A 23,624-nucleotide genomic window follows, 5' to 3' on the forward strand; every position below is an offset into this window, starting at 1 on the left:
CATATTTTTCAACTAAAACCTGCAGGCTGAACACGGCGACATTATCCTTCACACCACTTCCTTATTTTTACCACAAAAAGCATGGCGATCAACCCCATCCGCACCGCACTGGTTAGTTTTGGAATATCTTCTAAAACCTTTCATGCACCCTTTCTTACGACCCAACCGGAATACCAACTGATCCGCGTTGTTGAGCGAAAAACCAAAGAAGCAGAATCAAAATATCCAGGAGTGAGAGTAGTCAATAGTTTTGAGACTCTTCTTGACGATCCCGAAGTGGAGTTGATCGTTATCACGTCACCCAACGAAACTCATTTTCCATATGCAAAGGCTTCACTGGAAGCCGGTAAAAATGTGGTGGTAGAAAAACCTTTTACAAATACTTCTGCTGAAGCGAAACAACTGGTAGAGTTGGCAGAACGTTCGGGAAAGATTTTATCTGTATACCATAACCGCCGTTATGTGGCAGATTTCCGTACAATGCAGGATATCCTGGAGAAAAACTTACTGGGCGAATTGCATGAATTTGTTTCCCATTACGACCGGTACCGGCCGGATCCCAGAACCATTGGAATCTGGCGGGAGAAAGCAGTACCGGGCAGCGGTGTATTTTATGATTTGGGTTCTCATCTGATTGATCAGTCGCTTGTTTTATTTGGTCATCCTAAAAATATTTATGCGGATATCCGCAGGCAGAAATCTTATTCGCTTGTTGATGACTATTTCGCTGTTGATCTCGATTATGGTTTTCTGAAAGTGACTTTGCATTCTGGAATGCTTATCCGCGAAATGGGTCCGAGATACATGATGCATGGAACAAAAGGATCTTATATAAAAAGCGGCGAAGATCCGCAGGAGGAAAGATTAAAAGCCGGTGAATTACCAGTTGGAGCCGAGTGGTGCCATGAACCTGAATCACAATACGGTATCATTCATACTGAAATCGATGGTAAGGTCGTACGTGAAATATATCCATCATTGAAAGGGGATTTTGGAGATTACTACCGTAATCTCTACCAGGCTATTCGCAATGGTGCACCTGTTTCGGAAAAAGCATCACAGGCACATAATGTAATCCGGATAATCGAACTTGCTTTCGAAAGCAGTGAATTAAAAAAGCAAATTCCTGTTACAGGACTATTGGGTTAAACGTTGAACTTTCTGCGTTTAACGTAGCATAAGTGCAGCTTTGCTCCTCAACCAGATCCACCTGTGCTTTAATTTTTTATTCCAGCGAAGATGATGGCCAAAATGCTGAAGCAGAGGCCTGCTTATTTCATCGATCATCCTGTAATTTGGAGAAGTTTCTTTTTCCAATGCGGCAAAAAGATTTTTCAACTGGTGGTATGTGTAAAGATTTATGGTGGCATTTTCTCCTTTGAAATACCGGTTGAGATGAATGCCCGTCATCGCATTAGAGTAGAGGTTTCTGACACTGCCTTGTCCTGACCAGATGCCTTGGTCATGAATCCGGTACACAGCCATATTATCATTGACGAACCATGCTTCTCCATTGGCAAGCAGCATTGCAAAAAGAAAAAGATCTTTGAAAAAATCCTGATTGACTGCAACATCATTGTTGATCGCAGATGCACGATACATAACGGAGACTGTCCGCACCAGGTAGGGTTCAAATAAAGTATCGAGAGTGATTTTTCTGTATTGCTGACCTGGAGTAAAATATTCGGCGCCCCAGGGTTCCATTCTTTTTTCCTTCTGGTAATAGTAGTCAACACGATGACAGACAAAACTTAATTCCGGAACTGAATCCAGTAACGCATGTTGTTTATTTAATTTATGGCGGTCTGACCAGTAATCGTCTCCTTCGCAAATGGCAATATATTCACCGCGACAGGCCTGCATGGTCTGTTTGTGGTTATTCATTGCACCGATGTTTTTGGAATGGCTGATGACCCGGATAATATCTGGATATTTTTCACGATACTCTTCGAGAATGATCGGGGTATTATCCTGTGAGGCATCATCGCCTATAACGATTTCATATGGGAGATCAGTGATCTGCATAAGGATACTGTCCAATGCTTCTCTTATAAACGATTGATGATTATAAGCGAGCATCATTACACTGATCACCGGTTTCATAAATTGTCTTTTTCGACGCTGAAGCGAACAATCCCTTCACGGGTTTTTACAAGAATCTTGTTACTGTATTCCAAAAGTAAATCACCTGGTTGATGATTTCTAAAATTATCCAGTATCCAGCTGTTGTAAATAATGTCGGCCTCAAAAAGTCTCCACCGCTGACCGTGGATTTCGATCGTCACGCCTTGTGTATTTATTCCCACAGATCTTATCTTCTTTACGATATCTGCGTCGGAATCCTGATTGAAATCGGGTAAAAACAGAGGGGACCTGCGGTTGAAATAGGTACCTCTCCCCTGTTGTGGATTGCCTGTTATCATAAAATTACCGGATTCGAGTAAATCCAGCGCTGATGAAAAAACCGTGCCTTCCAGTTTAAATGACATAAAATAAATCAAACCCTGGTCTATATCGGGTGTAATATCAACTTTCTCCTGGTAAATAATATCGCCTTCGTCTGCATGAGCATTCATAAAATGTGTGGTTGCTCCAATGAAATCATAGTCCAGATACAACACTCCGTTCAACGGAGTTTTTCCCTTCAATTCAGGCAGGTAAGTTGGATGAGTATTGATCAGCAATGCATCCGGAAATGTTGATTTTATTTTTTCCACAGGGAGAATGAAGGGACATCCATTGGAAATAACCATATCATATCCACCTGCCAGAAGCGCCTTCTCCAGCGCAGCTTTCGAGTTTTCATTTTCAGCAAATTGAAAATACGGTACATCAAAATGTGGCAAGTGCCTGTGCAATATACTGTTTTCAGGTACCCACAACTGTTCAAAATGATATTTGCTTTTTCTTGATAGCAGGACCTGGAAAACCGGAAGACGATTCCCTATAAAAAAGACTCTTTTCATGCAATCAGTTTGATGATTCGATCCATGTCACTGATATTTAACCGGTGATCTATCGGCAATGGCAAAAGATATTCTGCAAATCTATATGCCTGACTTTTTTCCGCAGCGTTTGTTCTCAGCTCTGGCCATAACACTGGTATGAAAATCCGATCCTTGATCATTTTTTCACGAATTCCTTTTCGGATACTGAGAAAAGGATATGCCATGGGTACTGCATTTACGGGCAATGAAGCAGAGAATTCGTTTTGCTGACCAATATTTTCATGCAAAAACTGATAATTTTCCCTTCGCTTTTTTATAATCCTATTGTAATCCAATGACTGAAGAATTCCGCTGGTTATAGCAGACATCTTTCGCAGAGGAATATTTCCCATCAGTTGTTCATTAGCCAGGTATTTTTCATATCCTGCTTCAGGAGATTTTTCCAGGCGGTCAAATAAATGCTGAATGCGGGCGGAAGAATCATCTTCTTCCAGGTACAAATCAGGATCATTAAATGGATAGAGATATGCACCATCAGGAACACCAAAAAATTTTCGCGCTGAATTAAAAGACGATGTTCCATTGATGTGTTCTGCAAAAAAGGCCTGCACATTGTCAACAACCAGGTGTTGAAATTTCGCTTTTAATCCGGCAATGTATTCATTTTTTAATCCAAAATAATTAACTGCCAGGAAAAGACTTTTATCGCCGGGCGTCTGTATCGTGCCCGCGATTTCCATTCTTTCGTTGACTTCATATTTAATTATTCTTACGTTAAGGTGTTCAGCTTTCTTGCTGAGCACATCGCAGCAATAGTCCGGTAAAAAAATACTCTTGAACTTTCCTGTTCGAAGAAGGTACTCAAGCGCATTTCTTCCGCTGTTGAGTCGTAGCGCTTTTGAATGCCACTCTTTACCTTGCTGCGGTTCTTCCCATTCGAAATATCCCCCGATTGCTTTCATACCAGTTCATAATTGAGTAACATCCCGTTGATTTCTTCGGAAGTGTTGTGCATTAAAACATCAATAATGGAAAGTGACGGCGTCCAGGCTTTGTTGAATTGCTGGTATTGTGTAAGTTTTGATTGGATAAAGAACAATTCAAGTCCTGCTTTTCTGAAATCTTCTTTGCTGTACAGGTCCGTACCGCCCATCGGATTGATATAGACTTCAGCATTTAATTGTTTGCAGATATCAAGCACTCTTTCCTGCGCATGCAAATGATCATTCTGAAACGATTCCACTTGCAGGAATTCCGGTAATGGAATATTCAGGTAGTCAAGAACTTTCATTACAGAAATTTCAGCAAGGGTTCCGATTGTGCCAGTTGACTCATTGATCACCGCATTTATCAATGGAAAAACATCCCTGAAATTTATTGCCTTTTTATAATTCTGTTCAATTGTTTTTAACCAGGTGTTTTTCCATCTGGAAAAACTCAAAGTGTGAATTTTTGTATCCCTGATCGATCTGAAAGAACTGATCTGTTCAACAGGAACTGTAAATAAAGATGGTTCTCCGTTGACCAAAATACGATTACGGTTGATCCATCCCTGCTTAATAAACGCAACATCATTATAAAAGACAAACTTATCGACTGCACAGATATACTGGAAATATCCGATGTAAGGAAAAAAGTATGGTTGCATGATTCCAACCTTCATCTTCAGTTCCTCCAGGATTTACGAATGATTGATGTAATTCGTTCAATCTCTTTTTCTGTCAATGAAAAATATAATGGAAGACAAAGTATGCGCCTACTGATGTCTTCTGAAACAGGAGCAGGATTACCCTTGACAAATTTTAGTCTGTTTAGCGATGGTGCAAAATAACGGCGCGTGAACACATTTTCTACCTGGAGAGCATTGAATGTTTTCAGCAAAATTTCTTCCGTAGGAAAAATTACTGGATAGTAGGCGTAGTTGTATTCGCAGTCGGGATTGATGGTTTGGGTTTGCAAAGGTATTCCGCTCAACTGTACATCATAGTATATCGAAAGTGCTTTCAATCTACCCAGTATCTCATCGGCATAAGGAAGATTTGCCAGGCCAAAAGCCGCATGCAGTTCAGAATTCTTTCCATTGATACCTACATCTTCAAATATTCCCGGACCATTGTGTCCGAAATTTCTATGAAATTCCATCTTCGCATTCAGGTCCGGGTTATTGGTAATTACCGCACCACCTTCTGCAGTATTGAACAGTTTTGTAGCGTGAAAACTTGCTGTAGAAATATCTCCGGATTTAAAAACCGATTCGCCTTTGTATTTTGTTCCAAAGCAATGCGCTCCGTCATAAATCACGCGGAGACTGTGTCTGTCCGCAATTTCCTGTATCGCATCAATATCACATGAATTACCAAATACATGCGCCGGCAATATTGCTGTGGTTTCGGGAGTGATCAGTTTTTCTATCGTCGATGGATCCATATTAAATGTAAATGGATCAATATCGGCAAATACTGGTGTACAATGTTGCCAAAGAATCGAAGATGTTGTAGCAACATAACTGAAAGGAGTGGTGATAATCTCTCCTTCCAGTTCAAGAGCCCTGATCGCAATCTGGATGGCGATTGTTCCATTTGATGTTACCAATAAATGTGGAACATCCAGCTTTTCTTTCAGTTTGGTTTCCAGTTGTACAAGCAGCGGACCATTATTGGTTAGCCAGTTATTGTCGTATACCTGTTTCACGTAACCGAAAAATTCTTCGATCGGCGGAAAAAAAGGTTTGGTTACTGTGATCATATTTTCAAATCTAAGGTATTGGTGAATGCAGTAATTCAGTACAAATCGACTGTCGCTGGCAATGATACGCTCTTTTGTTGTGGCGTTGCATCATCTCATGATGCCCATGAATTTTTTGATCTGCTGCATGTCCTGATCTGTTGTCTGCTCCATTGGCAGCAAAAACTGCCATTTATTTCGTTGTCGTTTCTTTTTTATTTCACTTTTAGTCAGCCATATTCTGAATGGAGTAACCAGGTTCAGTCTCCACCTATTCAGAGGCCGGTGAGTTGTTTTCTGCCGCATACTGATCGCCTCAGCATACTTATCTATTATATCCATCGAAGATTGAATTCCCTTTATTACCGCATTCCGGTAATCTTCAGTAAGGCGGTGCGGAGGAATATAATGGTCGAAGTGCAGCTGTTCATCATAGAAAAGCCTGTAACCTTTAGCCACCAACCGGATGCAGTATTCGCCATCTTCTCCGGCCGACAGTGTTGATTCTTTTCTTCCTGTCAGCAGGGACGGAAAGCCCTCATACATCTCATGAAAAAGCCTGGTTTTAGAACCGAGTCCCGCACCCCAGAGATACCCCCGTACTGTAACATCCCCTGTATGCTTCCCCTGTTTTCCGACAGCATAATCACCTGCAGTGCTCCAGAACCATGAAGGAATTTCTTTTTCGGATATGGGATCACTCTGTCCGCCGACTGCACCAATTTTATCATCTGAATTGAGTCGCTGATACATCTTTTCAACATAATCCGCAGCTAACCTGTTGTCATCATCGCAGATAATAAAATTGCTGAAACTGATCTTTGAAACACCGAGCGTCAGCGCGTGAATCTTTCCGGTTTTGCGTTCAGTGGCTGTCCTGAACGCGACACCTCGTTCGTGAAAAATATTTCTGAAGCTGTCAATCAGCTGCCCGGTATGATCTGTTGAGGCATTGTCAACAACAATTACTTCCCATGAAATTGGTGCAGAAAATTTCTGATCAGCCAGGTGTTCCAGGGTTTTTTCAATCCTGGCTGCCCCATTATAAGTACAGACTATTACAGCAATTCCATCCTGCATTCCGTAAAATTAAAACAAGAACAGATGCCGAGTTGTGAAAGTCATTAACAGATTGTTGAAATGAACTGAACTGCGTTATGAAACGTATTTTTGCACGCGCAACAATGGCACATCAGTATCAACCTGCGGTTAGTATTATCATTGCAACTTACAATTCGGCGGAACTTCTGCCTGAGTGTTTTGCCTCTATTGCATCTCAAACATTCCGGTCAATCGAAATTGTAATAGTTGATGGTGGAAGCACAGACGATACGGAAAAACTCGTGCGCAATTTCACCTCTTTCCCTGTCATTTTTCACCAGGAAAAAGATAGAGGTATTTACGATGCATTGAACCGGGGTACAAAACTGGCCAATGGCCGCTGGTTTTATTTTATGGGAAGTGATGATTTACTGTTGCCGGGTTTCAGTCAGCTTGCAAAGCAAATGAGAGATCCTAAAACCATTTATTATGGCGATAGCGAACCTTTTCATCGGTTACCCGGACCCGTTAATTTCATATTGCTGATCGGAAAATTCTCCAAATACCGCCTTGCAAAACATTGCATGAATCACCAGGTGATTCTCTATCCTGCCGGTATTTTTAAAAAATATCAGTATGAACTGAAATATAAAGTATCCGCAGATTATGCTTTGAATATAAGGGCCTGGGGTGATCAGGATTTCAGAAGAAAGTATGTGCCCTTACTGATTGCACGGTACAACGTAACCGGATTTTCTTCTGTCAATTCAGATTCTTTATTTGAAAAGGACAAACCGGATATCATCAAAGAAAGTATGGGCCTCGGTATGTACCTGAGGTATCGTTTTAAAATGATAAAGAAAAAAATCCTGCGCAATTGATATGAGTGACTATATCAGCAGTATTGATGTTGTGATTCCGTCGTTTCGAATGAACCCGGAATATATACTTCCGATGCTGGCCATGGATATTCCTCCCCAGGTGAAGACTACATTTATACTTGTTAAAGATCAACCGGGGCCCGTTCCCGACTCGATAAGGTATGCCAGGGGAAATTTTGAACTGGTAGTTCTTGTGAATGACCGGAATCTTGGATCTGCCGCTACGCGTAACCGTGGTATGGAAGCCGGTCATGGAGACTGGGTGCTTTTTCTCGACGATGACATCCGGGTGGAAAAAAACCTGCTCAGTATTTATATGGACGCTGCACTGAACCAGCCGGAAGAAATTGGGTTTATCGGTCTGATCGAATTGCCGCCGGCTCCCACTGCATTTGCTGCTGCCCAGTTAGCGAGTGGTGCCGTTGATATTTTCTTTATTTCGAAACACAAAACTTCTTTTGCATGGGCAGCAACTGCAAGTTTCATGGTCAGAAGGTCGGCAGTAAAAAATATCCGTTACTCAACAATCATTCCCAAGACCGGCGGTGGCGAAGATGTAGATTTTTGTTTTAAAATCCGCGAAAATAATGGCTTCAAAAATTTCAAAACATTACCCGAAGCAAAAGCCTGGCATCCCTGGTGGAACGATGGGAAACCGGATCTGTATAAACCCTTCCGTTATGGGATTGGCAACAGTTGGCTTGTTCAGCTCAATCCTAAAAATACTTACCGCGATTTTTTTAACACGCCAGAAACGATTCTAATAATACTCATTGCCCTGTGCCTTTCAATTATAATCAAACCATCTTGGGTACCCGTTATTTTGTTGTTCACTGCCATGTCGATCATCATTGAATTTCTAGCCAACCTGGCACAGGTTCAAAAACGACAACCTGGTGCATCACTCGCCGTCATCTTGTACACAACACTCATGCGACTGGCGCAGGAAACCGGTGTGGTATGGGGAAAAATAAAACGAGGCAGATTTGATCAGCTTGGCCTGCGTTTTCACTATGATGGAGCCATAAACAAATCAGGTTTTTACAAGACGAATACCTATCGGATTGTGAAGTGGATCTTGTATCCGCTCGCGATGCTGGCAGCCATTTACGTTCAACGTTAAAAGTGGAACGTAAAACGCCGACGTATAGCGATAGAAGAGTTGCTGAAAAAAGGCAAACGTTAAAACAGAATGCGCTAAGTATCTAGAAAACAAACTGCGTCATAAGAAGCCAACGTTTAACGTTCAACGTTATACGTTTTACGTTCAATCTACACCTGCGCCAGTCCATTCTCCGCCATCGTTCTCCTCAGCTGAAGCGTCTTAAAAAACATTCCCTGGTTCTTTTCCAGAGAATATCGTGAATGACATCCATGCTGAAGATGATAACAAACAGCAGCGAGCTTTAATCTCTTTTTATAAATGCCTTTGTTGATCAGTCTTGCAGCAAACTCATCGTCTTCCCATCCCCAGCCGTCGAAGGCATTGTCGTATCCGTTTACTGATACAAAGTCTTCGCGCCAGTAAGCAATATTGCATGCCTTAATATTCTGTGGCTGATCCCCGGCGGAGCGCATCAGAAAGGAAAGAGCGGGAACGCGCATCGCGTTGAATCGATTGTGGATATCCGAACTCAAAAAGTGTAGCGGTTGCTCCTTACCTCTCAAAAGATTTCTTGTAAGGTCATCACCGAGAAGTGCGCGACATCCCTGCACAAAACGATTTTCTTCCGCATTGCGCAAATGATCTTCAATAAATTTCCTGTGTAGGATGATGTCTCCATCGATCTGGATGATGTAGTCCGCCGTTGCTTTTTTCATCACCTTATTTAAGATGATGGATTTGCGAAAACCGCGATCCTCCTGCCATTCGTAGTGTATGGGAATGTTTGCCTTTCTGCTGAACTGTTCAATAACCTCCCATGTTTTTTCATTGGAACCGTCATCGCCAATTAAGATTTCATCAGGTAGCCGTGTTTGTTTCAATACACTTTCCAGAACCAGATTCAATGCCTGAGGCCAATTGTACGTCGCTAATAATAATCCGACCGTTTTTCTTTTTGTCATAAAGGTGTATTTCCATTGGCGGCCGCATTCGTTCTTTAAAATTGGAATTAAACCGGGGCTGTACTGAAAGCCTGCATTTCTGTTAGCCGTCTGAATAGCCCCTGTCTTTCGATCAGTTCGAGGTAAGTACCCCTTTCCGCGATTCTTCCGTTTTCAATTACTACAATTTCGTCCGCGTGTTGAATTGTACTCAGCCTATGAGCTATAATCAGACTGGTTCGTTGCTTCATTAAATTATTCAGTGCTTCCTGCACTATTTTTTCTGATTCAGTATCCAGTGCTGACGTAGCTTCATCCAGTAACATTACAGGTGGATTATTGAGTACAGCACGAGCAATGCAAATTCTTTGCCGCTGTCCTCCAGACAACTTCACTCCCCTATCACCAATATTTGTTTCATAACCATTGGCAGTGGAAAGGATGAAATCGTGGGCATTGGCAATCTTCGCCGCTTGAATTACCTGATCAATTGAAATGCCAGATTGTCCAAAAGCGATGTTATTGTAGATAGAATCATTAAAAAGAATTGAATCCTGGCTCACTATACCCATCATCGAACGTAAAGACCGCAAACTGTAATCCTGGATATCTGTACCATCAACACGTATTTTCCCTTCGTATGGTTGAATGAAGCGCGGAATCATATCCATCAATGTTGATTTACCTCCACCAGAAGGACCTACCAGCGCAATCGTTTTACCCTTCGGAATTTCAAGATTGATGTTGTTTAGAACTATTCTTTCATTGTATCTGAATGAGACATTCTCAAATTTAATTGACTCGTTGAATGAGGTAAGTTCACGTGCACCAGGCTTATCCCTGATCACAGGTTTTTCATCAATCAAACCCAAAACACGTTCCCCTGCAGCCAGGCCGGAGTGAATATTACTGAATGAATCAGTGATTGCTTTTGCCGGACGCATCACCTGCGAGAAGATGGCAATGTATGCTATGAAACTCGCTGCATTCAATCCTTCGTTACCGCCGAGGATAAGCCACCCTCCATACAATACAATTCCTCCTACCATCAATACCCCCAGCGATTCCGACACAGGCGAAGCCAGCTGCTGACGCCTGGCCATCGATTTTACAATACGGGAATACTTTTCATTTTCATCGTCGAATCGTTTGGTGATAAAGTCTTTGGCATTGAAAGCCTTGATCACCCTGATGCCATTCAACGCTTCATCCAGGTAACTGATCATCGTACCATAACTGATATGCGCATCCGCAGCGTCACGCTTCAATCTTTTTACAATCCTGGCGATTACCAAACCTGCAATCGGAATGATCAGCATTGACATCAATGTCAGTTTGTATGAGATTACGAACAGGACAACGAGATAGGCGATCAGTGTTAAAGGTTCCTTAAATATCACCTGAAGGGTACCTGTAACCGAGAACTGCACCACCTGCACATCAGATGCAACTTTGGAAATGATATCTCCCTTTCGTTCATTATTGAAGTATCCGATGTCCAGATTCATAACGTGGTCAAAAACTGATTTCCTTAAATTAAGCAGGGTCTGTATCCTGAGATTTTCCATGGTTCGCTGCGATAAATAGCGAAAGAAGTTGCCAAGAAAAACCGACAGAATGATCACACCGCATACAATCATCAGGGTTTTATAGATCCCAAAATGCTGGTTGGCAAGCGAAGCGTAGTAGTTGAACTGGTTGAAAATGTCGAAAAAACCCGAAGGCTTTTTTACGACCTGGCTTTTTTCCGGATTGAAAAGCGTATTCAGTAATGGTGCTACCAATGCAAGATTCAGGGTACCAAATATTACTGAAAGGATTGTAAACAGAATATAAGGTATGGCATATCTGCCCAATGGTTTTGCAAAAGAAAGCAGGCGAAAATAGGTCTTCATATCAGTGTAAAACTGTGCAAGTTACAGATTTCACTACGATTGCACTGAACGGCACAGCTGTTGTTGGATAAGCGGTTGTTAAAAACCTACTGATCAGAACCTGGTTTCACTGTTGGGTATTTTATGCCCAATTGTTCCATGTATGTTTTATACCTGGAGGGATCGTAATAATATTTTTTCATCTCCGGTCTGTACTCTTCCATGATTTTCCTGTTCAAACCATTGGCCGGTTTGTCTTTTTCAGAAATGATGGGTTCGTATTTTGTCATTTTCGTTTGTACGTTAACGAAATAAGCTTTTGCGGAATCCAGCAGCACAGGATTAATAAAAAGATCCAGTAAAGTCATCGCTTCAGCCTTTGCTCCGGAGATCACACCTTTATAGGCAATAGGCGTTGCCATGGTGATGGCATTTGCCCAATGATGCCCCGGAAGATTGGGTACATTGGATGGATAATACAGAGAGACAGTTGGTATATTCCAGGAAATATCTCCGATGTCATCCGAGCCGCCCATCAGGTTAAAGCTTGGATCTCTGGGTAAAAACAGTGGAGATAATTGTGTTGGTAACCCTGGAAAGCTATCTGTTGGTGCTCCCGACCGCACTTCTTTCTGAATAGCAACGGCAAGTGTCTGATCTTCCCTGCTCCATACGGGGAGGCCTACCTGCTTTATGTTCTCATACATTGCTTCCGCCATCGGCTGGTTGAAATGTGTCGGCCAGGCGCTGCCCAGCACCTGGTATGTCATTGTTGTTCCCGTCATCGCTGCAGATGATTCAGCGATTTTAATACAATCCCTGAAGTTTTGCATGATTTTGGGATAAGTACGTTCCCTGATAAAATACCAGACCGATGCTTCTGATGGTACTACATTCGGCTGATCACCCCCATCCGTGATTACATAATGAGAACGCTGGGTGGGCTCCATATGTTCCCGATGAAAGTTCCATCCCGTATTCATAAGCTCAACAGCATCCAGTGCACTCTTTCCGCGCCAGGGTGCTCCCGCTGCATGCGCTGCCTGACCTTTGAAAGTAAATTTTACAGAGACCAGACCCGTATAACCATTGTCGCCATAGCCCGTCGCGAGATTACTTCCAACATGGGTAAAAATACAGGCGTTGACATCTTTGAAATATCCATCCCGGATATAATAAGCTTTGGTTCCCAACTGTTCTTCGGCAACTCCAGGCCATAACATAAGCGTTCCCGGAATCTTTTCCCTTTCCATTATTTTTTTCAATGCAAGGGCAGAAAGAATATTCAGCGGCAGACCGGAATTATGGCCTTCCCCATGCCCTGGTGCACCTTGTATAATCGGATCATGATAAGCTACCCCTGGCTTTTGAGAAGCTTTCGGAATACAATCGATATCACTTCCAATGGCGATGACAGGCTTTCCGTTGCCCCATTTCGCTATCCATGCAGTTGGTATTCCATTAATACTTGAATCTATGGTAAACCCATTTTCCCGAAGAATCTTTTTAAGATAAGCCGAAGTTTCAAATTCCTGGAACCCTAGTTCAGCAAAGCTGAAAATCATGTCCACCATCTCCTGGGCCATCTTTTGCTTACCATCAATTTCCTTCACCAATTCTGCTTTCCAGGCTGCTGGAGAAGCGGCCATTTTCTTTGATTTTTGTGCAACGGCAGCAACAAACGGCGCTATAACAAATAAAGAACAAAACAACGGCTTGCGTAAGGAATAGTATTTCACTTTCATTTAGCTTAATATGAAAAAAACGTGAACAGAATCCAATCGGAGCCGGGTACAGATATCAAAGTTTAAGCGGGGTCGATCTATCGGAAAAGAGATGACAAGCGGATAAGCTAATGTAAGGAATAAAGTTTAATGCGTACAACTGACCTGAAAAGTAAGCGGTTTCGAATGCAGGAAGTGGAGATCAGCGCCCGGTTGCTAACGTGACCGGATAGTTGATGCCCCTGGTTTTGAGAATCATAGTTAAGATGATCGGCAAATTGTAATAAGTCAACTCAGCAACATATGAAAGTCGCATGTTGGCATAGCACTCGATCCGATAGATTCTGCCAGCACTACAGGCAAGCGTGGTCCATCAAAGTGCTAAAAGGAAATAAAAAGGTTAACTTAGTTGTGACATGAAAACCATACCAGTCAGGCATATAGCATCTGCGCAGAGGCTGCATAACGGTGCCGGTCGTTTCAGTGTACGTGACCTGGAACAGGTACTAAATGGCAAAGACCTGGTTCATGACCTGCATAGACATGATTTCTATTTTGTTCTGGCAGTACACAGCGGAAGTGGCATTCATGAAATAGATTTTGTGCAGTATCCCGTTCAATCCAATGCTGTCTTCATTCTACGTCCGGGCCAGGTACACAGGCTTGAACTTACTGCTGACACGACAGGTTTTTTGCTCGAGTTTGATTTATCATTTTATCAGCCAAAGAATACTATTGCAGAGCATCGATGGAAAAAGGCATCGGGGAAAAACTATTGCGAGATAGAAGACGCAAGGTTTAAAAAACTACATGTAATCCTGGCGAACATCTTTGATGAATATTTTTTGAAGCAGGAAGGATATATCGAAGCCATCAAAGCAAACCTTGACCTTTTCTTCCTTGAGTATATACGGCAAAGCAAAAATCAAAACAGCATTGTAAAAAGCGAAAGCGGATACATTCAGGAGCGATTTGAAGAATTTGTTCGTTTGTTGGAAACAAACATTGCCGGCATGAAAAATGTTTCTGATTACGCTGACCTACTGAGCCTTTCGCCTTACCAACTCAATTCAATAGTGAAGACTTCTGTAGGGAAAACTGTATCCGATCTTATAAATGACCAAATTATCCTCGAAGCGAAACGTCACCTGATTGCAACACCCGCCCAGGTGAAGGAAGTGGCAGACCAGCTGGGCTATGAAGACCCATCTTACTTCATCCGCTTTTTTAAAAAACATACAGGGCAATCCCCCGAGGCTTTCAGGAAGAACTTCAAATAAGTCCTGTTCAACTTCATAGGCGTCCTGCCAAAGGCCTAATTGCCAGTCCTAATTTTGTGTTCGTTCAGTTAACCAAAAAACAATCAAAATGAAAGCAAAAGCAAGACTTCTGATGTCACTTAAAATTTGGTTGGTAATCTATCCTTCCATCACACTATTTCTGTTCCTGTTCGGTCAACAACTGTCTTCTCTCCCTTTGTATCAGAGAACATTCATTCTCACGATCTCATTAGTTCCCTGGATGATGTTTGTCGGCGTGCCATTCGTGGATTTGCTTCTTCAAAAAGCCACAGGTAAAAAATCTTCAAAATAGAAACGCAATGACGTTAAAATCATTAATACTATTTTGGTTGGTTTGGATGGTAAGTGATTTTATAAAGCAACCTGGAATTGCATTAAGTGGAATAACGGTCCCGATGCCATTATCAGGTGCTACAAATAATGAAATATGAAGCAGCCGGCAATATTTGATGTCATTATTATCGGAGGTAGTTATGCAGGACTTGCAGCGGCAATGGCATTAGGCAGAGCACTAAGAAATGTACTAGTAATAGACAGTGGAAGTCCTTGCAATAAGCAAACGCCTCACTCACATAATTTTTTGACCAATGATGGTAAAACACCTGAAGAAATTGCCCGTCTTGCCAAACAACAGGTGCGGATGTATAGCTCGGTGAGTTTTCTCGAAGGTTTAGCAACGGCTTGTTTCAAAACTGAACGAGGCTTTGGCGTTCAAATTCACAATGGCGAGGAATTCACCGCTCGTAAATTAGTATTTGCAACCGGTATCAGGGACATCATGCCGTCTATTCCTGGCTTCGCAGAAAGTTGGGGTATTAGTGTGCTTCACTGCCCATACTGCCATGGCTACGAAGTAAGGCATCAACAAACGGGCATTTTTGCCAATGGGGATACAGCATATGAGCTATCTTCTTTGATCTCAAACTGGACAAATAACCTGACTGTTTACACAAATGGAAAGTCAACGCTGACAGAGCAACAGCAGACTAAGCTTACTGCGCATAGTATCAAAATTATTGAATCGGAAATCAGTAAATTGGAAAACATCAACGGCTACATCCAAAACATCTTGTTTACCAATGGTACTAATGCGTCGTTAAGAGCAATGTATGCCCGTCTTCCTTTCGTTCAGCACACTTCTATTCCGCAAGAGTCAGGATGCGAATTGACCCAGGAAGGGTACATTAAAATTGATCCGGCACACCGCACTACCGTATATGGCTTGTATGCCTGCGGTGATAACACAACCCGTATCCGTACGGTAGCGAATGCAGTGTCAATGGGTACAACTACTGGTTTGATGGTAAATAAGGAGCTGATAGAAGAGGATTTTTGAATAATGCAGACAGCTCAGCTCCTGCTATTTAAGCAGTAATAATTCAGGAAGGCACAATTATGTTAATGGATTTTCCATGAAACAAAAACGATAATATTATCCCTTTTCATCTTCCTTAAATTTTTGCTGCAGTACGTTCTTATTATTCCTGATCATGAGCTCCAGGGTATGTATTTCTGCACTTGACCAGAAAAGAATTTCCTAAGAGTGTTCAGCTGATTAAATATCGGTTTTAAAACACAAGTAAAATGAACAACAAATATTTAATAGTGCTTTTCTTAATGCTTGTTTCTTCTAACTTATTTGCCCAGGAAAAAAAAGAAATAATCATTGCCGATGTTGTTAGCGTTAAATCAAAAATTCTTCAGGAAGAACGAACTGCCTGGGTTTACAATCCCGATAAAGAAAAGGGAACCAGGATATATCCGGTTATTTTTGTTTTAGATGGTGAAATTCATTTCAAGTCTGTTGTTGCCATGGTTGATTATTTAAGTGGCGCCAACATTATTCCGCAAATGATTGTTGTCGGGATTTTACATACGAACAGGATAAAGGATTTGACTCCAGCTATCAAAAACACCGTAATCGATGGTCGTGAGGAAAATTCCGGAGGCGGTGATAAATTTATGTCGTTTATCGAAAGTGAGCTTTTACCTGTTATTCAATCAACATATCCGGCTGCTCCTTATCGCATACTTATGGGGCACTCTTTAGGTGGGTTAACGGTAATGAATACATTGGTACACCATAAGGATCTATTTAACGCATACGTTTCAATAGATGCAAGCTTATGGTGGGATAATCACAGTCTTTTAAATGAAAGTAAAGCAGCCCTTACGGCAAATAATTTCGCTGATAAAAAACTGTTTTTAGCGATTGCCAATCGCATGGAAAAAGGCGTAGATACAAGTGCTGTGCAGCAAGACACAACCGAAAACACAGAATTGATAAGATACAATATGCAACTGATCAGGAGCATAAAGGATAATCTTCAAAACAACTTAGTCTTTGATTATAAATATTATGCTGATGACAATCACAACTCAGTTTCTTTCATAGCTGAATACGATGCCCTCCGCTATATTTTCAGCTATTATAAATTTGATCTGTATCCCAGCTTTTTGGAAAACAAAAACCTGAGGTTAGATACATTGCTGGATGCTCATTATAAATCTGTATCCAGGCAGCTTGGTTACATCGTCAAGCCGCCAGAAAGTTTAGTGAATGGTCTTGCTTACTACTCATTGAATACAAAGCAGTATACAAAGGCTGAATATCTGTTCAGGATGAATGTTTCAAGTTATCCAAAAAGCTCAAATGTCTATGATGGTCTCGGTGACTTTTATTCAGCAACCAATGATAAAATAAATGCTGTAGTCTGGTATAAAAAAGCGCTTGAAATCGCAGAAGTACCGGAGACCCGGAATAAACTAAAAGTACTTGAAAATAAATTTTAGTATAGTGAAATGTAGTTTGACTACTTAAATATTAAAACCGCAAGGTTTGAAATTAGAAATATGCACATAAACGACCCTTTTGATTCCTATACGTACCGTTCCATGCCTGGTCACCAGATAACAGGGCTTTGATGTAATGTCAGTAGAAAAATCAAAAGCATATATCGGAAATAAAGCGGTAAAGCAAATGGGAAGAGCAGGCGAATGTGTACACAAGGAGATAGCACATTAAGAGGTGACCTGCGGTGTTGAATGGACCATCTGCCGATCTGCGCCCTGGGAACATGGATAAATCTTTTTCATATCAACAGGGCGAGTAAAGATTTTTTCAAACAAAAGCAATCTGTTATTTCGCAGTAGAAACTATGCTCCTGGTTAGGCCAATGACCCTTTGGTCTATCTGATTTTGATGGAAGACTTTAAAGAGTTCCCACCAGCTGTGATAGTTAAAACAGAGTTTGATCCATGGCGCAAAAAAATAGTAAAATGAAAGCCTTTACAAAAAGAAAATACGGCGGTCCTGAAGTCCTTCAATTAGAGGAAGTCGATAAGCCAATTGTGAAAGATGATCACATTTTGGTAAAAGTGGTTGCTAATTCTGCCAATCCAGCTGACTGGCATATTTTACGGGGTAAGCCTTTTTTTGCAAGATTTACCTCTGGTCTTTTCAAGCCAAAGGAAAAAATTGCCGGAGCTGACTTTGCTGGCATTGTAGTAGAAACCGGTGCTAAAACAAACAGATGTAAAGTTGGCGATCGTGTATTTGGTGAGACATTGATGGGCGGTGCTTTTGCAGAGTACGTAAGTGTAACCGAGGCAGTGTGTGGGCAAATACCAGCCAGCATCAGCTTTACACAAATGGCAGGTGTTGCTGTTGCCGGCTTAACTGCACTGCAGGCAGTTGTTACACAGGGTAAGATAACAGCGGGAGAAACCGTTCTAATAAATGGAGCTTCTGGTGGCGTTGGTCATTTTGCTGTGCAGATTGCAAAGGCACATAGCGCAACTGTAACAGCTGTATGTTCCAGCAGGAACGCGGACTTCGTGAAGTCTTTAGGTGCCGATAAGGTCATCCCTTATGACAAGGAAAACATTCATCAGCATAATGGTAGTTACAATTTAATCATAGATACAAACGGCAACCTTACTTATGCTGATTATAAGAGAATGGGCAAAAGAGGCGTAATGGTCGGATTTACAACAATGTCCCATATGCTTTCAACTCTTATACGTAAACTGTTTGGCAGGTTTCCATTATTCCAGTTTACAGCAGAAGCAACAGACTTACAGACATTAGCCGAATGGGTAGCACAGGGGAAAGTCCAAACTAAGATTGATAAATTATTCAGTTATACAGAAATACCAGAGGCATTGCGCTATATCGAGGCCATGCGCACAAGAGGAAAAGTAGTGATGCAGTGGATGGATTGACATTACCAAACACGTTTATCAAACCAACTTGACATAAGTGCTGTTCTAACTCAAAATCGTCCTACCACCTGCCCGGTTCCTGATATTAGCTTTGTCCTATTAATTTAACGGCTGCCACCTGATTCGGGATTAGCCTTTCAGAAATCAAGCCCAAAAGACTTACTCAAAAAAATGACCTACAAAATGGGCTGGGAAATTATTGCCCTTACAAAAAAATCAACATAACAAAAAAACAAATAGTCATGCAACAAACAATTAAACCGGCAAAGCTAATATCAGTAATGATACTGTCATTGTTACTTATGTTCAGCTCGTATTCACAGACGAACAAGTTTGGTATTTCAATCAATTCCCTGTCAACAAATTTCAATTACGGCACGGCAAATGCCGGACTTAATCCGTATAAAAAAAATTATCGGGGAGTGCAGGCAGGCTTTTCTTACCAGGCTGGTATTACACCCATGTTTTCGATTGTCCCCGAAATCTATTTCGCTATCAAAGGCGGCGCATTAAAAGAAAATAATCCACTTACCGGTGCAAAGTCAACATTACGGATAACCAGTTTAGAGCTGCCTTTGTTAGCACGCTTACATATCAACAAACTATATCTGAATGCAGGTCCTTATGCGGGCTATAATGTTGGTGGTCTGCTGAAGACAGCTGCTTCAGGCACATCATCAGAAACAACGACTAAAGTATCATTTGGTAATTCAGGAGCAGATTTTAAACGCTGGGATTTTGGCTTTCAGGCAGGCGTTGGTTATAATTTTACCATGAAGCAATCAACACTGACCTTAGATGTTCGTTACGGGTATGGCCTGGCAAACATCTCAAACGATGTCGTGCGGTATAACAGGATGCTCAACATCAGTGTCCAGGTTTCAAAAGCTGGCGTAAGAAATTCCAGGCAGAAGCGGGGATAGTATTCACACCTATTCAAACAACAGGAAAACCAATCGTATGAATATTTTTTTCGACAACCAGAAGAAACTAAGAGATATGTGGTGGATAGGCATTTTCTTCCTTGTCTTGGCGGCATTCACCTTCCCTTTGATATTAGCTTCACAGCACTTTAGCAGGGAAGTAACCATCACTCAGCAGGCGGTTGTTGTAATCCTCGCCACCTGGATTAGCCAGGGTATGCGAAGAAAGCCTATGTCTGAATTGTTGGGTTATATGAATTTTACGCTGATTAAAAACGCTTTATTTGGGTTGGTTGCCGGAGCCCTGTTAATGTTAGTGCCAGCAGCTTGTCTATCCATGTTCGGATACATTCATTGGCAGCAAGGTAGCGGCGACTTTTCTTCTATACTAAATACCACCTGGTCGTTGATTGCAGCTGCAATTGCTGAAGAGTTTCTGTTCAGGGGTTTCGTATTTCAACGATTAAGAAAGAGCACTGGTTTATGGATAGCTCAGCTAATTATAGCAGCATATTTTCTGCTCACCCATATTAATAATCCAGGTATGACTGGTAACATCAAAATACTGGCGTCTGTCAACATCTTTATTGCCTCGTTGATGTTTGGTCTTGCTTATGTAAAAACCAACAGCCTTATCATGCCAATAACTTTTCACTTCATGGCAAATTGGGTGCAGGGAACACTATTGGGGTTTGGTGTCAGTGGTAATGTGCAGGCAAGTATAATGAAGCCGTTATTTCATAATGCTCCGGTTTGGCTTTCTGGTGGAAATTTTGGATTGGAAGCAAGCATTCCAGGTTTGGTATCCGTGGTTCTCACAACATTTATTCTTTACCGTTGGCGGGTTATTCCGAAGGTCGTTACTCCTAATGAACCTGCCACGTATTGAAGCTTTGAAAAAGCTATTCTATAGTAAATCATTAAAAAATTAAGTATGAAAATTGTAATTGTAGGTGCCTCAGGCACTATGGGCACTTATTTGTCCAATTCATTTGAAAAAGAGCATCAGGTAGTTCGTGCGGACAGGAACAGTCCGGATGTGCAGGTGGATATAACGTCACCGGCAGCAATAGAAAAGATGTACAAAAAAATAGGTGCTTTCGATGCACTGATTTGTACCGCAGGTCCTACATATGTCGGTCCGTGGAAGAACCTGAACGAAGAAACTTTCCGGGTAGGTGTAGAAGGCAAGATGATGGGGCAAATCAACTTAGTATTGATTGGGCAGCACTACATCAATCCAAAAGGCTCTTTCACTCTTATTACAGGTGCACTAACTTGCGAACCTCAAAAGAATTTTGCCAATGCCTCCGCAGCAAATTCGGCAGTTGAAGGATTTGTGCGGGCAGCAGCGATTGAACTTGAAAATGGTATTCGTATCAATGCAGTTAGTCCTACTGTGATTGAAAACTCACCTCAATATTTTCCCTTCTTTCCCGGTGAAATGCCAGTGACAATGAAACAGCTTGAATTTGGCTTCAGGAAAAGTGTCTTTGGCGCAAGTACCGGGCAAGTCATTAAACCGAATTAATCCTGTTGAAAATCCGGCTGATGGGTCGTTACTGGAATGGTAGCGACCCTGAAAGATCCAGTAATACCTACCTTCAAATCCTGATCTCCTCGCTCCGGAGATCATTGAAATGAATTGAGTTTACCAGCCATTCTTCGACTACCCTTTCCCGAAACCTAAGATGAAATAATCATAACCCGGTTTTAACTTTCAACTTTTCACTTTCAAGTCATGACCTCCCAGCCACTTTGCCACCCGTCGATCTGTTGGGTATAACTGATCATATCCTCATAAAAAGGGAACTGTCCAAGAGTTACTCCATCACCAATGATGACGAGTTTTTTTGCTGCACGTGTCATGGCTACATTCATGCGGCGCAATTCGGAGAGAAAACCAATTTTCCCATCACTGTTAGAACGCACCATACTGATATAAACGATATCCCGTTCCTGTCCCTGGAAACTATCTATCGTATTAATACTTATTTTGCTGCCGTGCACTTTCATCATCGGAGTATGATTCATTTGCTGTCGAAGAAATTCCACCTGCAATTTATAAGGGGAAATGATGGCAACAGAAGGAAACTCACCTGAAGGGTTATACTGAAAATAACGTTCAATCGTGCCCGCCAGGTGGCGGATAAGAAGATCCGCTTCTTCGGGATTGGATCGGCTTGCGGCCTCATCTTTTTCTTCAAAACCACATCCTGCAGTATCTACCATAACGAAAGGATGATCGTCAGGAAAAAGCAATTGTCTTGCTACTGAAGGATGTGCCTTCAGCTTATTATTATAAAATTCCCTCGATGGAAAATGCATTATGTTCTCATTCATCCGGTATTGTTCTTCGAGCATGATGACTGCCTGCGGATGAAGATTTACCAGCTTTTCCATCAGAGTAACAAACAACCCTTCTCCTGCTTTCTCTTCTGATTTGACTACCGGTGGTAATTGCTGATGATCACCGGCAATTACTATCTTTTTTGCTTTCAGGATGGGTATCCAGGCAGCAGGTTCAAGCGCCTGCGCTGCCTCATCGGTAATAACGGTGTGGAACACCCGATCCTGGATGGTAGAATGATTTGCACCTACCAGTGTTGATGTAATTACTTTCGCTTTGTCAAGCACATCGTTGTGTATGTACTGCTCCGATTTATATGCATCATTCAGAATTGTCTTTGCAAGATCAAAAAGAGCTTTTCGCTGTTCGCGTTCAGCCTTCCCGAAATTTCTTTTGTATTTCTGTGCCATATCACGATACTCTATGGCCTGCTTCCGCATCTTGCGGATCTCTTTGTACATAGCATGATTTACCAGCTTCTGATCCAACGTATATTGTTGCATTTTTTCCGACACACGAACAGGATTACCGATGCGAACAACCTCGATTCCTTCATCAGCAATTTTTTCAGTAAGAAGATCAACTGCTGCATTACTTGGTGCTGTGACCAAAATCTGCTGATCAGAATTATTCAACAAAGCTTTAATTGCCTGGACAAGTACCGTTGTCTTGCCGGTACCCGGAGGTCCGTGTACAATGGCCAGTTCATCTGCATCAAGTATCTTCTGAACGGCAATCTGCTGTACCTCGTTAAGCAAATTATTTGCGTACGTAATCTCTGATTTTGAAAAACCCGGATATTCTGTGCCGGTTAAGATGCGTATCAGTTTTCCTTCTGACTTTTTTTCCGAGATCGAATCAGCCAGTTGTATAGCTCTTTTCATCTCGGTATAACTGTTGTCGTCAAACAACAATTCAACTCCGAGTTTTCCATCGCGCGACCAATCTGGTAATTCTTCTTCCTGCGTCGATAATTTCATCCGGTCACCACTTTGCCAGCCAATTACGCCCTCAATAAAATCCTGTTCAGGATTATGATTGGAAAACAATTTTGCCGGTACACCTGACCTGAGCTGATGTATAATTTCCTGGTGCGTGGTTCTTTCAAGTTCGATAGTGAGATAATCGCCTCTGCCGGGAACAGTATCCCGGATGGCAATAGGGTACCAGCAAACCCCTTCGGCTCGTTTGTTCTGAACAGATATCCCTTTCGTCAGTTCCTCATATGCATTTCGATCTGCATCCTGTTCAATCTTTAACAACTCAAGCAAATTCCTGAAATATGACATCGTGCAAAGATAAGAACCTGGTGGCGGTTGTTTTCTGTACACATCCGTTTTTGGAATACCTGCTGTTTTCGACTTTTGTTTTGCAAGGTATTCGCGCCTGTACATTTCTGTGAGCCTTCTTAGTTTCTGAAAATATTTCTGACGGTAGAACATAGAACATCTTTCAGTGAGTTTTGACATTCACCGGATCCGCCATCAAAATTTATCTTCAGAACAGAAAAATGAAAGTGAAGAAAACGAACAATAGGAAGAAAAATCTTTCTTAAAAAAAGAAAAATCCGCATTCCTGAAAGCTGGAA

At 41.8% G+C, this 23,624-nt stretch carries 21 protein-coding genes; 11 read left to right on the forward strand and 10 right to left on the reverse strand.

The genetic code is table 11. The features are described 5' to 3' along the window. The first annotated feature begins 81 nt into the window (after positions 1 to 81). Positions 82 to 1,149 (forward strand): oxidoreductase, encoded by a 1,068-nt coding sequence (locus tag P2W82_RS03380; protein ID WP_336514426.1) that lies wholly within the window; start codon positions 82 to 84, stop codon positions 1,147 to 1,149. An 18-nt stretch (positions 1,150 to 1,167) separates the two neighbouring features. Here P2W82_RS03380 and P2W82_RS03385 read toward each other — a convergent pair whose 3' ends face one another. The 6 genes from P2W82_RS03385 to P2W82_RS03410 form a co-directional block, all read right to left on the reverse strand. Beyond that, positions 1,168 to 2,103, reverse strand: coding sequence for a glycosyltransferase family 2 protein (locus P2W82_RS03385; RefSeq protein ID WP_336514427.1), 936 nt, complete (start codon positions 2,101 to 2,103; stop codon positions 1,168 to 1,170). Next, complete coding sequence (locus P2W82_RS03390; RefSeq protein WP_336514428.1) at positions 2,100 to 2,966, reverse strand: formyltransferase family protein; 867 nt, start codon at positions 2,964 to 2,966, stop codon at positions 2,100 to 2,102. Before P2W82_RS03390 ends, P2W82_RS03385 begins: the two co-directional genes overlap by 4 nt. Then, on the reverse strand, positions 2,963 to 3,910 hold the full coding sequence (locus P2W82_RS03395) for an aspartate aminotransferase family protein (RefSeq protein WP_336514429.1): 948 nt from the start codon (positions 3,908 to 3,910) through the stop codon (positions 2,963 to 2,965). The genes P2W82_RS03390 and P2W82_RS03395 overlap by 4 nt, the downstream gene beginning before the upstream one ends. Further along, positions 3,907 to 4,611 (reverse strand): WbqC family protein, encoded by a 705-nt coding sequence (locus P2W82_RS03400; RefSeq protein WP_336514430.1) that lies wholly within the window; start codon positions 4,609 to 4,611, stop codon positions 3,907 to 3,909. The genes P2W82_RS03395 and P2W82_RS03400 overlap by 4 nt, the downstream gene beginning before the upstream one ends. A gap of 2 nt (positions 4,612 to 4,613) precedes the next feature. After that, the gene (locus P2W82_RS03405) at positions 4,614 to 5,693 is read right to left on the reverse strand and encodes a DegT/DnrJ/EryC1/StrS family aminotransferase (RefSeq protein ID WP_336514431.1); all 1,080 of its coding nucleotides are present in this window, start codon (positions 5,691 to 5,693) and stop codon (positions 4,614 to 4,616) included. 90 nt (positions 5,694 to 5,783) lie between these two features. Continuing rightward, a complete protein-coding gene (locus P2W82_RS03410; protein WP_336514432.1) occupies positions 5,784 to 6,752 on the reverse strand; it encodes a glycosyltransferase in 969 nt (322 codons plus the stop codon). Between the two features lie 77 nt (positions 6,753 to 6,829). On the opposite strand from P2W82_RS03410, the gene P2W82_RS03415 reads away from it, so the two are divergent. Together P2W82_RS03415 and P2W82_RS03420 are read left to right on the forward strand one after the other, a co-directional pair. Beyond that, positions 6,830 to 7,594 carry a glycosyltransferase family 2 protein gene (locus P2W82_RS03415; protein ID WP_336514433.1) on the forward strand — a complete coding sequence of 255 codons (765 nt, stop codon included), beginning with the start codon at positions 6,830 to 6,832 and terminating at the stop codon, positions 7,592 to 7,594. Position 7,595: 1 nt separating this feature from the next. Further along, on the forward strand, positions 7,596 to 8,717 hold the full coding sequence (locus P2W82_RS03420; protein ID WP_336514434.1) for a glycosyltransferase family 2 protein: 1,122 nt from the start codon (positions 7,596 to 7,598) through the stop codon (positions 8,715 to 8,717). Positions 8,718 to 8,866: 149 nt separating this feature from the next. On the opposite strand, the gene P2W82_RS03425 is transcribed toward P2W82_RS03420, so the two are convergent. The 3 genes from P2W82_RS03425 to P2W82_RS03435 form a co-directional block, all read right to left on the reverse strand. Further along, positions 8,867 to 9,661, reverse strand: a complete 795-nt coding sequence (locus P2W82_RS03425; RefSeq protein WP_336514435.1) for a glycosyltransferase family 2 protein — start codon at positions 9,659 to 9,661, stop codon at positions 8,867 to 8,869. Between the two features lie 47 nt (positions 9,662 to 9,708). Continuing rightward, positions 9,709 to 11,535, reverse strand: a complete 1,827-nt coding sequence (locus P2W82_RS03430; protein ID WP_336514436.1) for an ABC transporter ATP-binding protein — start codon at positions 11,533 to 11,535, stop codon at positions 9,709 to 9,711. 86 nt (positions 11,536 to 11,621) lie between these two features. Further along, positions 11,622 to 13,163 (reverse strand): amidohydrolase, encoded by a 1,542-nt coding sequence (locus P2W82_RS03435; RefSeq protein WP_336514437.1) that lies wholly within the window; start codon positions 13,161 to 13,163, stop codon positions 11,622 to 11,624. 491 nt (positions 13,164 to 13,654) lie between these two features. Between P2W82_RS03435 and P2W82_RS03440 the strand changes: the two genes are divergently transcribed. The 8 genes from P2W82_RS03440 (at position 13,655) to P2W82_RS03475 (ending at position 21,217) form a co-directional block, all read left to right on the forward strand. Next, positions 13,655 to 14,518, forward strand: coding sequence for an AraC family transcriptional regulator (locus P2W82_RS03440; protein WP_336514438.1), 864 nt, complete (start codon positions 13,655 to 13,657; stop codon positions 14,516 to 14,518). A gap of 88 nt (positions 14,519 to 14,606) precedes the next feature. After that, positions 14,607 to 14,831: a putative antibiotic biosynthesis monooxygenase gene (locus P2W82_RS03445; protein WP_336514439.1), complete on the forward strand. Its 225-nt coding sequence runs from the start codon at positions 14,607 to 14,609 to the stop codon at positions 14,829 to 14,831. Between the two features lie 135 nt (positions 14,832 to 14,966). Continuing rightward, complete coding sequence (locus P2W82_RS03450) at positions 14,967 to 15,875, forward strand: NAD(P)/FAD-dependent oxidoreductase (protein ID WP_336514440.1); 909 nt, start codon at positions 14,967 to 14,969, stop codon at positions 15,873 to 15,875. A gap of 248 nt (positions 15,876 to 16,123) precedes the next feature. Continuing rightward, entirely contained in the window at positions 16,124 to 17,332 is a 1,209-nt protein-coding gene (locus tag P2W82_RS03455; protein ID WP_336514441.1) for an alpha/beta hydrolase-fold protein, read from the forward strand. 465 nt (positions 17,333 to 17,797) lie between these two features. Then, entirely contained in the window at positions 17,798 to 18,763 is a 966-nt protein-coding gene (locus P2W82_RS03460; RefSeq protein WP_336514442.1) for an NAD(P)-dependent alcohol dehydrogenase, read from the forward strand. Positions 18,764 to 19,005: 242 nt separating this feature from the next. After that, positions 19,006 to 19,686 carry a porin family protein gene (locus P2W82_RS03465; protein ID WP_336514443.1) on the forward strand — a complete coding sequence of 227 codons (681 nt, stop codon included), beginning with the start codon at positions 19,006 to 19,008 and terminating at the stop codon, positions 19,684 to 19,686. A gap of 37 nt (positions 19,687 to 19,723) precedes the next feature. Beyond that, entirely contained in the window at positions 19,724 to 20,575 is an 852-nt protein-coding gene (locus tag P2W82_RS03470; protein ID WP_336514444.1) for a CPBP family intramembrane glutamic endopeptidase, read from the forward strand. 45 nt (positions 20,576 to 20,620) lie between these two features. Continuing rightward, positions 20,621 to 21,217, forward strand: coding sequence for a short chain dehydrogenase (locus P2W82_RS03475; protein WP_336514445.1), 597 nt, complete (start codon positions 20,621 to 20,623; stop codon positions 21,215 to 21,217). A 203-nt stretch (positions 21,218 to 21,420) separates the two neighbouring features. Here the strand turns inward: P2W82_RS03475 and P2W82_RS03480 are convergent, their stop codons facing one another. Next, entirely contained in the window at positions 21,421 to 23,478 is a 2,058-nt protein-coding gene (locus P2W82_RS03480; protein ID WP_336514446.1) for an AAA domain-containing protein, read from the reverse strand. Positions 23,479 to 23,624: the final 146 nt, after the last annotated feature.

It is taken from the genome of Pollutibacter soli (genome assembly GCA_029269725.1).
GTDB classification, from domain to species: domain Bacteria; phylum Bacteroidota; class Bacteroidia; order Chitinophagales; family Chitinophagaceae; genus Pollutibacter; species Pollutibacter soli.

Bases quoted from the DNA above. Each gene is read 5' to 3' on its own strand.
- P2W82_RS03380 (WP_336514426.1), top strand. From the start codon at position 82: ATGGCGATCAACCCCATCCGCACCGCACTGGTTAGTTTTGGAATATCT.
- P2W82_RS03385 (WP_336514427.1), bottom strand. From the start codon at position 2,103: ATGAAACCGGTGATCAGTGTAATGATGCTCGCTTATAATCATCAATCG.
- P2W82_RS03390 (WP_336514428.1), bottom strand. From the start codon at position 2,966: ATGAAAAGAGTCTTTTTTATAGGGAATCGTCTTCCGGTTTTCCAGGTC.
- P2W82_RS03395 (WP_336514429.1), bottom strand. From the start codon at position 3,910: ATGAAAGCAATCGGGGGATATTTCGAATGGGAAGAACCGCAGCAAGGT.
- P2W82_RS03400 (WP_336514430.1), bottom strand. From the start codon at position 4,611: ATGAAGGTTGGAATCATGCAACCATACTTTTTTCCTTACATCGGATAT.
- P2W82_RS03405 (WP_336514431.1), bottom strand. From the start codon at position 5,693: ATGATCACAGTAACCAAACCTTTTTTTCCGCCGATCGAAGAATTTTTC.
- P2W82_RS03410 (WP_336514432.1), bottom strand. From the start codon at position 6,752: ATGCAGGATGGAATTGCTGTAATAGTCTGTACTTATAATGGGGCAGCC.
- P2W82_RS03415 (WP_336514433.1), top strand. From the start codon at position 6,830: ATGAAACGTATTTTTGCACGCGCAACAATGGCACATCAGTATCAACCT.
- P2W82_RS03420 (WP_336514434.1), top strand. From the start codon at position 7,596: ATGAGTGACTATATCAGCAGTATTGATGTTGTGATTCCGTCGTTTCGA.
- P2W82_RS03425 (WP_336514435.1), bottom strand. From the start codon at position 9,661: ATGACAAAAAGAAAAACGGTCGGATTATTATTAGCGACGTACAATTGG.
- P2W82_RS03430 (WP_336514436.1), bottom strand. From the start codon at position 11,535: ATGAAGACCTATTTTCGCCTGCTTTCTTTTGCAAAACCATTGGGCAGA.
- P2W82_RS03435 (WP_336514437.1), bottom strand. From the start codon at position 13,163: ATGGCCGCTTCTCCAGCAGCCTGGAAAGCAGAATTGGTGAAGGAAATT.
- P2W82_RS03440 (WP_336514438.1), top strand. From the start codon at position 13,655: ATGAAAACCATACCAGTCAGGCATATAGCATCTGCGCAGAGGCTGCAT.
- P2W82_RS03445 (WP_336514439.1), top strand. From the start codon at position 14,607: ATGAAAGCAAAAGCAAGACTTCTGATGTCACTTAAAATTTGGTTGGTA.
- P2W82_RS03450 (WP_336514440.1), top strand. From the start codon at position 14,967: ATGAAGCAGCCGGCAATATTTGATGTCATTATTATCGGAGGTAGTTAT.
- P2W82_RS03455 (WP_336514441.1), top strand. From the start codon at position 16,124: ATGAACAACAAATATTTAATAGTGCTTTTCTTAATGCTTGTTTCTTCT.
- P2W82_RS03460 (WP_336514442.1), top strand. From the start codon at position 17,798: ATGGCGCAAAAAAATAGTAAAATGAAAGCCTTTACAAAAAGAAAATAC.
- P2W82_RS03465 (WP_336514443.1), top strand. From the start codon at position 19,006: ATGCAACAAACAATTAAACCGGCAAAGCTAATATCAGTAATGATACTG.
- P2W82_RS03470 (WP_336514444.1), top strand. From the start codon at position 19,724: ATGAATATTTTTTTCGACAACCAGAAGAAACTAAGAGATATGTGGTGG.
- P2W82_RS03475 (WP_336514445.1), top strand. From the start codon at position 20,621: ATGAAAATTGTAATTGTAGGTGCCTCAGGCACTATGGGCACTTATTTG.
- P2W82_RS03480 (WP_336514446.1), bottom strand. From the start codon at position 23,478: ATGTTCTACCGTCAGAAATATTTTCAGAAACTAAGAAGGCTCACAGAA.